10 protein-coding genes are annotated in these 15,045 nt (G+C 41.6%); 7 read left to right on the top strand and 3 right to left on the bottom strand.

Features of this window, described 5'->3' with window-relative positions; genetic code table 11:
- The first annotated feature begins 219 nt into the window (after nt 1-219).
- The 4 genes from B5X60_RS07465 (at nt 220) to B5X60_RS07450 (ending at nt 5,213) form a co-directional block, all read left to right on the top strand.
- Nucleotides 220-3,165, top strand: a complete 2,946-nt coding sequence (locus tag B5X60_RS07465; protein ID WP_079701967.1) for a ligand-binding sensor domain-containing protein — start codon at nt 220-222, stop codon at nt 3,163-3,165.
- 3 nt (nt 3,166-3,168) lie between these two features.
- The gene (locus tag B5X60_RS07460; RefSeq protein WP_079701966.1) at nt 3,169-3,801 is read left to right on the top strand and encodes a response regulator; all 633 of its coding nucleotides are present in this window, start codon (nt 3,169-3,171) and stop codon (nt 3,799-3,801) included.
- 139 nt (nt 3,802-3,940) lie between these two features.
- Nucleotides 3,941-4,360 (top strand): VOC family protein, encoded by a 420-nt coding sequence (locus tag B5X60_RS07455; RefSeq protein WP_079701965.1) that lies wholly within the window; start codon nt 3,941-3,943, stop codon nt 4,358-4,360.
- On the top strand, nt 4,329-5,213 hold the full coding sequence (locus tag B5X60_RS07450) for an AraC family transcriptional regulator (protein ID WP_079701964.1): 885 nt from the start codon (nt 4,329-4,331) through the stop codon (nt 5,211-5,213). Before B5X60_RS07455 ends, B5X60_RS07450 begins: the two co-directional genes overlap by 32 nt.
- 15 nt (nt 5,214-5,228) lie before the next feature.
- On the opposite strand, the gene B5X60_RS07445 is transcribed toward B5X60_RS07450, so the two are convergent.
- A complete protein-coding gene (locus B5X60_RS07445) occupies nt 5,229-5,786 on the bottom strand; it encodes a hypothetical protein (RefSeq protein ID WP_079701963.1) in 558 nt (185 codons plus the stop codon).
- Between the two features lie 873 nt (nt 5,787-6,659).
- Between B5X60_RS07445 and B5X60_RS07440 the strand changes: the two genes are divergently transcribed.
- The 3 genes from B5X60_RS07440 (at nt 6,660) to B5X60_RS07430 (ending at nt 12,184) form a co-directional block, all read left to right on the top strand.
- Complete coding sequence (locus B5X60_RS07440) at nt 6,660-9,911, top strand: SusC/RagA family TonB-linked outer membrane protein (RefSeq protein ID WP_079701962.1); 3,252 nt, start codon at nt 6,660-6,662, stop codon at nt 9,909-9,911.
- Nucleotides 9,912-9,977: 66 nt separating this feature from the next.
- Nucleotides 9,978-11,585 carry a SusD/RagB family nutrient-binding outer membrane lipoprotein gene (locus B5X60_RS07435; RefSeq protein WP_079701961.1) on the top strand — a complete coding sequence of 536 codons (1,608 nt, stop codon included), beginning with the start codon at nt 9,978-9,980 and terminating at the stop codon, nt 11,583-11,585.
- A gap of 101 nt (nt 11,586-11,686) precedes the next feature.
- Nucleotides 11,687-12,184 carry a hypothetical protein gene (locus B5X60_RS07430; protein WP_079701960.1) on the top strand — a complete coding sequence of 166 codons (498 nt, stop codon included), beginning with the start codon at nt 11,687-11,689 and terminating at the stop codon, nt 12,182-12,184.
- Nucleotides 12,185-12,269: 85 nt separating this feature from the next.
- Here the strand turns inward: B5X60_RS07430 and B5X60_RS07425 are convergent, their stop codons facing one another.
- Nucleotides 12,270-13,508 carry a PQQ-dependent sugar dehydrogenase gene (locus B5X60_RS07425; RefSeq protein ID WP_079701959.1) on the bottom strand — a complete coding sequence of 413 codons (1,239 nt, stop codon included), beginning with the start codon at nt 13,506-13,508 and terminating at the stop codon, nt 12,270-12,272.
- A gap of 90 nt (nt 13,509-13,598) precedes the next feature.
- Nucleotides 13,599-14,999, bottom strand: a complete 1,401-nt coding sequence (locus B5X60_RS07420) for a serine/threonine-protein kinase (protein WP_079701958.1) — start codon at nt 14,997-14,999, stop codon at nt 13,599-13,601.
- Nucleotides 15,000-15,045 lie beyond the last annotated feature (46 nt).

Genomic DNA, 15,045 nt, shown 5'->3' with positions numbered 1-15,045 from the left:
TTTTATAGAAGTCGATGCAAGTTAATCAATCTGACAATTTACTTTTGAAAAATTCTGAAATACTAATCCACCTTAAGGGTGGACAAAAATGACGATATTCGCATATCCCACCCGCAAAACCTAAGCCTTCCAGTTCGTATCTTCGCTCAGATTTGCATATTTATGCTAATTAGGTAATTTTAGCTAGAACACCTGATAAATAGTCATTTTCCAATTATAATGTTTACGATTCTTAGTAAGATAATTTTCCGAAGTTTTATCGTTATGATTTCTCTGGTCTTGAACCAGCAAGTATACGGTCAGCGTTATAATTTTAAGAACTATGACATCGAAGATGGACTTATTCAGTCGCAGGCACAGAGGATTTTTCAGGATCGTGAACACAATTTATGGATTTCCACATTTGGGGGCATTTCCAGATTTAACGGCCGGGACTTCACCAATTTTATAAGCAGTGACGGTGCCGCTGGAACTGCAACCGCAATGGCAGAGGATGGTGCTGGAAGGGTGTGGTTTGCCAGCCGCACATTAAGTTATTTTGATGGCCAAAACATGCTGACGCTAAAAAAGCCGGCAAAATATGGTAAAGGGATTTTTCATCATTTGGTAAAAGCGAAGGATGGGAACTTGTGGGGAGCTGTTGGATATGAGATGTTCATGGTGAAGGATCTTCGAGTTCACGCTGTTGTTCTTCCATGGAAAGTGTCAGTAGACGCAATGGCTACTGATCCTGAGGGTAATATTCACGCATCGTTCCGACATAAGGGTTTGTATCGTTTACAAGGAAAAACATGGCATCGCGTCACGTCATACGGAAAAATATATGATCAGCTTGCAGTACGCAACATAATTTTCGATAAGATCCGCAAGCACACCATATATCTGCAGTCTTTCGGTGATTTTTTGTCCGTCGAAAATGGTAAGATCGCAGCCTATGCGAATCCTGAAATAAAGAAAATCCATGGGGCGATCCTCGCGGTTAAACAAGATGAATCGGGTTCTCTGTGGTTTTGCACAACTGCTGGTTTGTTTAACATTGGCTACGATACATTCAGAAGTTTCAATTCATCAAACGGCTTCACTGACAATGCCGTGAACGATGTTTGCCTGGATAATGCCGGGAATATATGGCTCGCCACTGAAGGATCAGGTATTTTTCGCTTTAATGGCGATATGTATGTAAGGTTTGATCAGACGCAGCGGCTACCAAATGAAGTTATCATGAGTCTTGCGGGCAATAAAAGGCAGGGAATCTGGATGGGTACCTTTGGAGGCGGACTGGTTAATTACAAAAACAATCAGTTAAGCTACTATAAAATCCCTGCCGATGGTCCTCGCTCGCAAAGTATTTTTAGCTTATATATTGACAGGGAGGAAGCATTATGGATCGGAACCTTAAGAGCTGGATTGTGGAAGTATAAAAACGGCAGATTTACGCAAACCCCGCAAAGTCCAACGGGGCCTTACCTGGTTAATGGGATTATTGGTGATCATAAAGGCCAGGTTTGGGTTAGTTCGCCGGAGGGCTGTTACTATTACGAGGGCAGTAAACCCGTGAAGTTAAGCGATTATAAAGGATCAGCCAGTTGTATCGCGGAAATAGGAAAAGATTCAATTCTCCTGGGTAGCGATAATGGGGTTACGTTAATTACCAACAAAAGAGTGGATCTCAGCTATAAAATACCTGGGATTGAAGGGAAAAATATACTCAGTGTTAAAAAATATGGCAGGTTTATAATGCTTGCGACAGCTATTGACGGGTTGTACATTTTGAACACCCATAATAAAAAGGTAAAAAATTACAGGCAGGCAGATGGACTTTACTCAAATGCGGTGTATAGCATCACTTCCGATAACCGAAATATTTGGCTTGGAACCGGCAGAGGAATTAATAAGCTAAGACTGGATCCTGCCACAATGAATATCACAATATTAAACGATCACCGTCCAATCAGACTTGTTGTAGAAGCAAATCAGAATGCCGCATTGTTTGATGGCTCAAAAATCTGGATTGGAACAGCTAAGGGAGCTTTTGTGTATGATCCATTGAAAACGATGAAGTTTACGCGACCTGAAGTTAAAATTCAAACAGTCAGGATTTCTCAGCCGGGAGTGGATACGGTTGTGAAAGGCACTCCTTCTGTTAAGCTTCTAGAACCAAATAAGACCCATAGTCTTCCGTATAAACAGAACAATTTAGTGATATCATATTCCGGCATTTATCTAAGCGATCAGGATGCGTTGAGATATCAGTACCGACTTGTTGGCCTCGCCGACAATTTCAGCATCCCGGTAAGAAATACAACGGTAAATTATCTATCCATCCCAGAAGGGTCTTATACCTTTGAGGTCAAAGCTGTATTAGAAAACGGCATGTCATCGTCCGTAAAGAGCTTTTCATTTGTAATTGTGCCACCTTTTTATCGTACAACTCCCTTTAGAATTCTGGTATTTTTGCTTATCGTACTTCTGATATTTTTGACTCAGTCTTATCTAATAACGAGAAAGGAAAAACGAAGGCTACTGATCCAAAGTATAACAAGGGAGGAGAAACGCAAGATCCGGGAGCAGACCGCCGAAGATTTTCATGACGATATGGGCAACAAACTTACCCGTATTTCCATCCTTTCCGATATTCTTGCCTCTAAAATTGATCCCGATAAAATCGAGGAACGAAAGCTGGTAACTCAAATAAAAGACACAGCTTCAGCGCTCTATAATGGAACAAAGGATATCCTTTGGGCTTTGGACCCGAAAGCTGACAATTTATATGAAATATTAAGCCACCTGTATTATTTTGGGAGTGATCTGTTTAGCAATACAGGAATCACTTTCCATTTTAACGAGCCCGAAAGCTCATTTAAAAAGATTAAGCTGCCGATGGAATACAGCAGGAATGTGACGATGATTTTCAAAGAGCTATTGAACAATGTTTTAAAACATTCTGACGCTAAAAATGCATGGTTGAATGTTAGCGTTACAAATGGAGAGATCAAAATTGAACTTTCTGATGACGGAAAAGGATTTGATACTAATAAGAGTCATTCAGGCAAAGGGATGATTAATATTCGAAATCGTAGTGCCCGCTTAAAAGGGGACGTTACTATGGTATCTGAAACAGGTAAGAGTACAATAACAACTTTGAAAATACAGCAGCCGGGTTAATCCATGACAGACAAAGAGAATATTCGAATTATATTAATTGAGGATGACGAAGTTATTCGGAATGGCTATTCTTTTTTGCTGGGCCAGGTAGATGGATATGAAATAGTTAGCACCTATGGTTCTTGCGAGGAGGCGGTGAAGAATTTGCGTATCGACAATCCTGATGTAATTTTGCTTGATGTTGAGTTGCCGGGAATTAACGGTGTAGAGGCAATTCCATTGCTGAAAAGTATCGTGCCATTTGCAAACATTCTTGTCCTTACAGTCCATGATTCGCAGAAAACGGTGTTTGAAGCGTTTTCAAACGGTGCAGCTGGCTATATTACCAAAAATACACCGCCGCCGAAAATACTCGAAGCAATCAAGGAGGTTTATGAAGGGGGATCTCCTATGAGCGTAAATATAGCGAGGTTGGTTGTTGAATCGTTTCAAAAGAGCAAAGAATCACCTTTGTCCAAACGCGAAACCGAGGTTCTCAAGCTGATTAGTTACGGGAAAAATCGTGCTCAAATTGCCGAGGAACTTTTTATCAACGTCAGTACTGTAAAAACACACATCAAAAATATCTATGTAAAACTAGATGTCGACACACGTGATAAGGCTCTTAAGAATGCTCGCCGCGACCGACTGATCTAGTCTGTTTACTGATTCAAAGCCTACGTGCAAAACCTTCTGCATAGGCTCGAATGATCTAAATTTTTGTTACATAAATATCACCCCTTCGGGTTGAAGACAATGGCATGCCACAGATCTAAATTTGTTAAAACGATCTGCTATGGAAGAAAGCTACATCCCCGTCATTGTAAACAAGCTCGATAGAGCCCTCCGGTTTTTTACCGGCAAACTGAATTTTATTGTTTCGCAGGAAGTGGAATTGCTTCCTGGTTTGAAAACCCAGGTGGTAAGCCCTCAAAATAGGACCCTTTCCCTTGTCCTAGTAGAGTCTCCAAGCAGTGATCACATCTACTCCAGAAACAAGATCATCATTAAAACTGACGATTGTATCAGGGATTACTGCACGTTCAAAAAGGCTGGGGTTAGATTTAAGAGCGAGCCTCAGTACAACTCCACCGGCTTAATGGCAAATTTTAGTGATCCTTTTGGAAATTTATATGCATTGCTGGAAGTAAGGAATTATAAAGTGTCTGATAACTATATCGAGAATGAGAATTACCAAATATCTGCGGGTTCTTGATAACCGGAATGAAATATTCTATGAAAAGGTAACTGAGGCTTCAGATCAGCATGTTCGAAGCAAGTTTTCCTTACGTGTGGTGTTTTCGGGTAATGAAACCTATATTCTGGGGAGCCGGCAAATAACACTTTATCCGGGAAGTTTTTTGGTAATAAACGAGGGAACGAGTTACACACGTATAATTCATTCAGAAGTCCCTGTAACTAGTTTTTCAATTTCCTTCGATCCTGAATATCTCGACAAATTTTCACGGTCGCTCAAATCAAAACGGGCGGGTGATCTCTTCATGCCATATCGAACCAGCGAGAACGAAGACCTAATATTGATAGATTCGATGTACACCTTAACGGGGGATATGGAATATAATATTATGCATTTGAAAAATCATGCTGATAAAGGCTTAACCGACCAGTTCATGATAAGCCAATATTTACAACATCTGTTGTTAAATTATTGCAAAATTTACAACGAGCAGCTTTATAGTAAAACCAGCAAGCTCCATCAGAATGCTAAAAATGGTGTGAGGATGGATATAATCAAGCGCATAGCTATGGCTAAAGATTTTATCATTAGCAACCACGAAAAGAATATTAAGCTTGAGGATATTTCCAATGTAGCGTGCCTGTCCGTTAGCCATCTTATCAGAATATTCAGACTTATCTACGATAAATCTCCGTATCAATACCTTATCCAGGTTAGGCTCGAACGTGCTAAATACTATTTGAGAAATAGCGGATCATCAATTCAGGAGATTGTGAATATGGTAGGTTTTGAAAACCCCAGTTCTTTTATACGTTCATTCCGAACAACCTACGATATCACACCAGGCGCGTTCAGGCAGGTCCAGCTTTAGGACCTTATCCAAATCTTATTTTCTCAGTGAGCGATGTGCCGGGGTAAGATACTTCCGGAGAAGCACTTTAGGTTGCTCTGTGACAAATGAATCGCTGAATTCGATGAGGATATTTATTTGGCCGAGACAGAAAAGCTCTGAGTGTATTATCCCGTAGGCAATCTGGCTAAAAGACAAATGATTGGGAAAGATCCGCTCAGTTACTTCGAGTGACAGCACTTTTTTAAGCTCCGCTATTAATAGGAAATGGACACTTTTGAGATCCGCAATTAGACTTGCCCATTCTTGATCCAGAATATTCTCGGGAGCGGTTATTTTCATTTTTTCAGCCTCTTTATTGAAATTTATGTCTTCCCCTTTTAGATATTCAATTAATAGTTTTTTCCATTCCACAATTTCCATAAGCATAATCCATAGATTCTTTTTGATAAAGTCGGGTTTACTTATAATATTCCTCGGAGAATTGCGCAAAAGAATGCTTTCGGTGGTGACCCCATGCCAGGGATGGCCATCGTAATTAGCTTTGAATATTTCGATAATCTTCAGAAGATCCTGTTCAAATGAATGTACCATAAATTCCTGCCAGAGCTGTTATTTAACGATTCAAAGATAGCACAAAGCTTAAGCTCACCTTTAGAGTATATCAACTATGGCGATTCTTGCATACTTTTTAAATGGTCCCATTCATTCCATCGATTATCAATTAAAAGCCACCTGTAAATTTCGACTCCTATGGCTCATTTTTGTTACCGGTGGGTCGGTTAGAAACGGCAAAAGAGTTTTGCGTTCGCCTGTTTCTTTTTTGAATGCGTGAATCCGCCTTTGCGTACTAGTTAATCTGCGAACTTTGGCACATAAAATCCATTCATCTTGTTGTTTTTTTAATAATGAATTTATAATGAAGTAGTTGTCTTGGAATTAAGTTTCTGGATTTTATACTAATTAAGCTGTTTTTTGATACGATGTTAAGTCTGTTACACACGAAAACACACTTCAGTATTCATGAGGATGCGAGTAAAATTGTAAATTACTGGTAATCAACGAAATGGCCTTTAATCTTATTTTGATTTCCATGTCTTAATTTTCGCTAAAGTGCGCTTTATCAGTATTTTTTGACCTATCTGCATTATTTCAACAAGGCAGCTATTGTGCGAAAATGATCATACATATCACGCCGCTTAATAAAATCACGTAAGGCGCGAAGCTTTATAGCCATTTCAATTAAACTTTCCAAAATGCCCTGATTACCCATTTGGGTGGAGATTTTAGGAAGTATTCTGACATAAATTCAATCTTTAGTTCCGGAAGGTAGACAAACGCCATCAAAACTAAGGTCTTCAAACATCATCATTCCCGCACATTTAAATTTAGGCGTCTTAGATATCATTGCGGTTAATTTACGTGTGAAGAGGTGCTTCCCACTGACTAACCAAATTCCATATTATTATGAAACAAAAATTACTAATGTTATTGTTATTGGGATTATCTGTAGCCCAAATAACTTTCGCCCAAACAAAAACCGTCAGGGGGACTGTGAAGGGCGCGGATGATGGTTTGCCAATACCTGGTGCTACGGTGAAAATCTCCGGCACAACCAGAGGTGTGCAAACCGGGGGTGATGGGACATATTCCATCGAAGTAGCCGGCCCAGCAGCCCAGCTGGAATTCAGCTTTATTGGATATTCTACTCAGCAAATTACTGTCGGGTCATCCACTACCATTAATGTATCCCTACGGGTTGACGCGAAACAACTTTCTGAAGTCGTAGTTACAGCCTTTGGAATCGAACGTCAGAAAAGGTCGGTTGGTTATTCTACCTCTACTGTTGGTGGTGATCAGCTATCTCAGAAGTCTGAAATAGATCCGTTGCGAGCTTTGTCGGGAAAAGTTGCAGGAGTGAACGTTACAGCAGCAAATGGCGTCCCGGGAAGTTCAACAAACTTTATTATCCGTGGAAATAACTCCTTCCTGGGTAATACTCAGGCCCTGATGGTTGTTGATGGAATTCCCTTTGATAATGGTTATGCACAGTCAGGTGCTTCAGCTTTAGTGAATAACAATGCCGTATCAAACCGTGCTGTCGATCTTGATCCGAATAACATAGAATCTATAACCGTTCTGAAGGGTGCAGCCGCTGCAGCACAGTATGGTTCCAGGGCTGCTAATGGTGTGGTATTAATTACTACCAAAACTGGCAGGACAGGCGCAGGTCGTAAAGGTTTTGAGGTGTCTTATGTCGGCGGTTACGCAATTGAGCAAATTACCGGCCTGCCAGACTATCAAAATAAGTATGGAGCGGGTACGGAGTTTAATTATGCAAACGCCAATGGAAGCTGGGGTCCTGCTTTTGATCAGCCTAGCATATTCCCTCAGGGTAACGGTATTACAAACGGTACTATTCCACATTGGTTCGCGGGTAATGCAGCATTACCACAATTCCCTGCCGGGACTACAACACCATACAAAGCTTTTGCAAGTAACGTTGAAGATTTCTTTGTAAACGGTGGTGTTATGGAGAACTCAGTTCAGATTTCCAGCGGCAATGATGTAAGTAATTTTACAGCCTCACTCGCCAGAAGCAAAAATGACGGTATTATCCGCAATTCAGATTTCACCCGTACTAACGTTAATATTGGTGGAAACTATAAACTGGCAAACAAAATAAATGTTTCCGGCTCTTTGTCATACGTTAATTCCAATCAGAATGGGCCGATCCTTGGAGCACAGAATGGTATTGGACAAGCCTCGGCATTTGCCCGGACTCTTTACCTTGGTCGTAACTGGAATACATCTGATTTTAGTGTAATGCCCTACCAAAATCCGGTAACTCTTGGGCAACTTTTCCCTGTGGCAGGAGTTGACAATCCATACTGGTCAGTAGAAAATAACACATACAAAAGTGATGTAGACCGCGCATACGGTAACGTTGGCTTTGATTACAGCATCAATAGCTGGCTTAAATTGAACTACAAAATTGGAGTTAATACGTATACTGACAGGCGTATTAGGACGATAAGAAGAGGATCAGTAGGGGCGAATGGAATCGGTGAAGTTACTGACGATGTCCTGGCGAATCAGGAGATCGAGTCTACTCTGCTTGCAACCGTCTCAAGAAAGCTTCTTCCGGATCTGAACTTTAGCGCAACCTTAGGACATAACGTCAATCAAAGAAAGTTTGAGAGACAAGCTGTTCAGGGAACTGGAATGGTCGTATTTAATATCGATGATATTGATAATACTGCTACCGTTGTTCCTTTTGGCGGTGGCTTTACTAAAAGAAGAATTATAGGAGCTTTTGGTGATGTTCAGTTTGATTATAAATCATATTTATTCCTGAACGTAACGGGACGTAACGATTGGTCATCTACCTTGCCTAAGGCTAACCGTAGTTTCTTCTATCCAGGTGCGAGTACGGCTTTCGTGTTCACTGAGCTTATCAACAATGAGAAGATCAAAAACATTATTTCTTATGGAAAGCTAAGAGCTGCTTATGGTAAAGTTGGTAATGATGCCGATCCTTACTCACTTGATGCTACATACCTTGTTAATCCGACATTCGGAAACAATGCAAGTAATATCGTATTTCCGTTCCTGGGCACCTCGGCAGGGACAGTTGGTAACGTATTAACGGATCCTAACTTAACACCGGAGTTTACTACCGAGTACGAACTTGGTGGTGAGCTGAGGTTCTTAGAAGATCGAATTGGTATTGATTTCACCTATTACAATAAATTATCTGAAAATCAGATTGCTGCTATTTCTATTCCAAGTTCAACCGGGTTTGTTTCGAAACTGACTAACTTCGGAAAGCTTAGCAATAAGGGAATCGAAATTGGGCTCGACCTGAATCCAATTAAAAATTTAGGCGGTTTCAGCTGGAATATCTATGGAACATTTGCGAGGAACCGCAACCGCGTTGAAGAGTTAACAGCAGGACTTAATGAGATTTCTGTAGTTCCTAGCTTCGGCGATCCAGCAGTTGTTTTGCGCCCGGGAAGGCCGTACGGTATCATGGTTGGAACCAAGGCAGCGAAAGATGACGATGGCAATTTTCTTATCAATCAGCAAACTGGGCTGATGCTTCGTGTTCCGCTTCAGGAAATAGGGGATCCAAATCCTAACTATACTTCTTCCCTTACAAACACTTTCAAATTCAAGGGTCTAAGCCTTTCTGCGCAGTTAGATTACCGTGATGGTGGGGATCTTTATTCAGGAACCGTAGCACAGTACTTAGGTCGTGGTGTAACTACCGACACAGAGGACAGGCTTACTCCGAAAATTATCAAAGGATTTTATGGAAACGCGACGACATTCAAACCAATTCTTGATGCCAGCGGGAACAAAATTCCTAATAATGTTCAGACGACGGCAAACGACCTTTACTTCAACGGTACTGGTGGTTTAACAGGTGTATCAGAATTGATGATTTACGATGCGACCGTTTTCAGAGTGAGAGAGGTGGCATTGGGTTATGACATTCCGAAAAAATGGTTAGGCGGAACGCCACTCGGATCATTAAACCTTTCTGTGACTGGCCGTAACCTTTATTTTAACGCCCCTAACTTCCCTAAAGGAACCAACTTCGACCCTGAAACCAGTACATATGGTGCCAGTGCAACCAGGAATGTTCAGGGTATTGAATATACAAATGCTCCTACCACCAAGAGATTTGGTTTTAACCTGAGGGCAACGTTTTAATTAACTAATTATAAGATAGGTAAGCCAAAACTCGGGCTCATCTTCTTTACAACTAAAAAGAATAGAATGAAAACTAGGTTTAAATATATAAGCAGTATAGTAGCTGTCGCAGCTGTGCTAATATTGCCAGCCTGTGAGAAGAATTTTTTGGATATCAACACTGACCCAAAAAATCCTACTGACTTGCCGCTGACGCAGATCCTTCCGGCGGGCGAAACTGGCCTTGCTTTTAACCTGAGCATGAATATTGCAGGTTTGAACGCAGCAGCTTCAACATTTGTGCACCAGTTAGTCAACTTCAGAGTTGAAGAATATGTGGTGGACGGAACAAACTTCGGTAATGCGTGGAGTGGTTCCGGTGCCACTTATGGTTTATATTCAGGCACACTTAAAGACCTGGAAACGGTAATTGAAAAAGGAAAAGCGGTTAATGCTCCGCATTTCGCAGGTGTAGCACAGGTTCAGAAGGCATACGTTTACAGCATCTTAGTCGATCTTTTTGGGGATATTCCCTACACGGAGGCACTTAAGGGGAACGAATTTCTGACCCCTAAATTTGATAAAGATTCTGATGTTTATGAGAGCCTACTCAAATTGCTTGATGAAGCTATAACGAACCTTAACGCTACAACATCATCCATTTCCCCTGACGCAAGCAACGAGTTTATATACAGTGGCGATCGCGTCAAATGGGTAAGGTTAGCAAAATCGCTTAAACTGAAGATGTTGAATCAGATTCGGTTAACGAGAGATGTCAAAGCTGAAATGAATACGTTGATCACTGAGGGAAATTTAATTCTAAATGCTGCGGATGACTTTCAAATTCGTTTTGGGACATCAAGTTCACCGGAGAATCGTAACCCCGGCTTCGTAGCAAATTATAATGCTGCAGGGCAGAGAGAAAGCTGGGTAAGCCCATTCTTCTATAATGTTATGAAGAATAGCACTGACCCGCGTTTGCCATATTACGTTTACAACCAATTGACTGCTACCAACAATCCAGCGAACCCAACAGACTATAGGGATGGCAGGTTCGTTTCAAGAAGATTCGCATCGCAGGGCCCTAATAAATCTTTTGACCAGAGGAATTTTCAGTCGCTTGTGGGATTGTTCCCGGTTGGTGGCAGGTATGATGATGGAGCTGGAGGCACAGGAACGTTAACAAATGGCCCTTCTGACGCGCCATTGCGTTTGCTCACTTCTTATACGATGAAGTTTATTCTTGCTGAAGCTGCCTTAACAGCCGGAACAAATGGTAATCCGCGTACGTTGCTCGAAGAAGGTATCAGGGCACATTTTACAAAGGTTAATGCTTATGCTGCCACCGTTCCGGGATCTGTACAGACTGTTCCTCAAATCCCGGCTGCAGCAATTAATACTTATGTTAATGCCATTCTGGCGAATTATGATGCAGCCACCGCAGCGGGAAAACTTGAAATTATTATAACTCAAAAATGGATAGCAGGTTTTGGTTTCGGAATCGACCTTTATACAGATTACAGGAGAACGGGTTATCCGGTAATTCCTGACCCGGTTACTGATGGTGACGCAGAAACTCAGGCACAGAGGACATTCCCGAACAGGTTCCCTTATCCGAATTCTGAGATTCAGGCAAATCCGAATGCACCGGCACAGCCTGATGTTTACACAACAAAAATATTCTGGGACAAATAAAAAAGACGTTATGAAACCATTATGATTTTCCCATAACCCTAGGGGTATAATTATTAAATCATGATAGCTTCATCACCGAATGAAACTTAAAAATTAAACAGATGAAATACCTTAAAATTATATTATCTCTTCTGGTTGTAGCAGGCCTTACTTCATGTGAGAAGGAAGATCGTTTTCCGGAAGTTGAAAATGGCGCTAATGCTCAGTTTACCCGGGCTCTTGGTGTGCCAGCAACTGTTGCAAGTTTTAATAATGCAACATTAAGCAAAGCTAATCCGACAGTAAAAGACAACTTTACATTGAAGATCGTCGAGTCAGGAAATGTAGCTTCTGTCCGCCTGATGGTGGATTATATCAAGGGAACAACCACCACAACAAAACAGCTTGAGGAGGTGAAAACCTGGCCGGCAAATTATAGTTTAAGTCTAAATGATTTGACGGCGCTAATGGGTATAACAACAGCATCCACCGCAGCGGGCGACAGATTTATATTGAGAACCGATTTTACTCTTAAATCAGGCACGGTAGTATCGAGTCAGGCAGCAGTACTTGCAGCGGCACCTTATGCGATCAGGCTGACTTATACTGTTGCTAATTAAACAATGGAATAGAATAAAACCAGTTGTAATTAAAAAGGCCCTGACAAACAGGGCCTTTTTTCACATCTGCAAAAAATGATTTGCGTTATTTTTTTCCAATCCAATACAATTTTCCTTGATCGGTGATTGCATACAGCGCACCATCTTTACCTTGTATTACAGCTCTGAATCGCTGGTTTTCTCCTGCAAGAAGTCTTTCTTCGCCGGTGACTTTGTTATTTTCAATAACGAGTCTGGCGATGTGCATCCCGCTTAAAGCTCCTACAAACAAATTGTTTTCCCACTCTGGAATACTAGTCCCTTTATAGAATGTCATTCCGCTGGGAGAAATAACCGGATCCCAGTAGTAAACTGGTTGTTCAAGACCGTCTTTCTGTGTAATGCCGGCACCTATTGTTTCGCCACTGTATTCGATACCATATGTGATAGTCGGCCATCCATAATTTTTTCCTGGTTGTACAAGATTGATTTCATCTCCACCGCGTGGACCGAATTCACCTTCCCAAATATCTCCGGTAGTGGGATGGATAGCAAGTCCCTGGACATTTCGGTGTCCATATGAATATATTTCCGGACGTGCAGCATCTATTGTCGGGTTCCCCGATGCAGGCTTGCCCTCAGTTGTCAATCTGATCACTTTACCCAGCCCTGACTTAGGATCCTGTGCCTGTGGGCGGGTAACCATATCCGACCGCTCACCGGTACTAAGAAGGAGATTTCCATTATTATCAAAAATCACCCGTCCGCCATAATGTTTATCGCCGTTATAGGCAGGCGTAGCCCGATAGATCACAGTTGCATTTTCAATGCTTTTTTCGTCTGCGGAAAGCTTACCCTTTGCCAGGCTTGTATGATTTCCCCCGGATACAGGTTCTGAAAACGCCCAATACACCATACGATTTTGATCAAATGCCGGATCAATCGTTACCCCCAGTAGTCCACCTTGTCCTTTAGAATCTACAACTGGAATTCCGGATAATGCTGCGCTCACCGTACCGGAAGTGGTCACGATTTTCATCGTTCCACCTTTCTCTGTTACCAGCAATTTTCCATCAGGCAGGCTGGCAATTCCCCATGGACTCTTCAAGCCGGATGTTAAAACTTTGCTTTGGTATGCGGTGGTAGTTTTCACCGAAGGAATGCGTGTTTGGCCTGCAAAAGCTGGTTTGTAGGTTGAATTTGGCGCCTTGGTTTCAACAGGAACGGATACTGAATCAGATGAAATGGAATCCGTTTTTGATGAGTTTACATCTGTTACGTTGTTACCGCAGGCATACAGGGCCAGGGTTGCCGCCGCCATTAAAATTGGAAATTTTTGTTGCATGATCAATATTTTAGGTTTGTCAGTTATTTAATTAATTAGCAAAAATTGTGCCTTAAGATTACAGAAGAAGGATAGGACCGAGTGGAGAAACTAATCCTTTCGCCTCTTCTTAAAGAGAAATTTAAGGAAAGGCTTTCTAGTGCGTGTTTCTCCTGTAGTTACCTCCTCATTATCTTCGGATGACCTGACAGGTCGGACCGTGGAGGCTCTCAGCGTTCTTTTTCTTAGCTCACTATCTTTAATACTGTCGAGATTCAAAACGACAGTAGCTGGGAACGCCCTCGATATATCATTTGAAACATCCCGGTCGCTGATTGGATTATTAGCTGTACTGTCAGCTACTCCCATAACAACTGCTGGTCGATCATTGCTGAAATAATTATACCCCGCGAAAAGTAAAAGGGCTGATAACAGGATAACTGATACAAAAAATACTGGTGCAGGAATGCGAATAGCTGATCTGCTGCTCCTTCTGTTTTCCCGAATTTGCTGGCGAAGAGCTGATATTTTAAGATCTTTTTCAGATATGATTCGCTGATATTTTTCGTCTCCTTTTGTTTGACTTAATTCGCTAATCTGCGCTTGTGAAATACTATTTTCGATAATGAATTCCTGTAGCTCTATGCCGCTTCCAAAGCGTTTTGAGGGCTTTTTCTGCAGACACTTATTTAAAATGGTCAGCAACCATAGTGGAACCTGCATTTCCCTCGCCTGTTTTTCTGGAGACCACGTGATCGGGAGATTTTTCCTGCGAAGTTCCAGAACATCGGGAATTGGCGTTTCTATATGTGAAACGCGAACATTATTACGCGCGGTCTCACCGTTGTCAAACAATGGGAAGGGAACTTGTCCAGCAAGAATTTCATATAATACAATCCCGAAACTATATATATCAGATTCTAAGAGCATTTGCCCTTCATATTGTTCAGGTGCCATGAACTCAATCGCGCCGGCGTGCCGCAGACTTGTTCTTCGTTGCTCATCAGACATGATAGCCAGTCCGAAGTCTAAAAGAACATAATTCCCCGTAAACGCATTGTATTTGACATTATTGCTCTTAATATCACCGTGCTTTACATTCACCGAATGGCAATGTGCGATGGCATTCGCCAGCTGCTCCGTTACTTTAATTGCTTCTTTTAATGTAAAGATTGGGTCATGAGGAGGTTTTAACAACTCTTCCAGGTCATGCCCTTCAATGTATTCCATTTCAATGAAAGGGAATGAACCACTATCAGATAGACCTGAACTGAGAATTTTAACTACATTAGGACTTGGATTCTCATTAACTTTCTTCAGCTTCTCAACTTCGTTGCTGAAATCACGATAGTTTTTATTCTCCATACTTTCTTCCAGAATAGGTGTTGGAAGAAGTTTTACAGCAGTAACAATCTTGCCCGTTCGCCTGCCCTTATAAACAGAACCCTGCCCTCCTGTTCGGAAGGCCCCGAGGTTTTCTAAACCATCCGTGATTGTGAATACTTTGCTCATTGATTTCTGGTCGCGGCGCTCCGCTATACTGTGTAGATATGTTTAG

This window comes from Daejeonella lutea (genome assembly GCF_900168015.1).
GTDB classification, from domain to species: Bacteria; Bacteroidota; Bacteroidia; order Sphingobacteriales; family Sphingobacteriaceae; genus Daejeonella; species Daejeonella lutea.
This window is presented reverse-complemented; position numbering and strand designations above follow the sequence as displayed.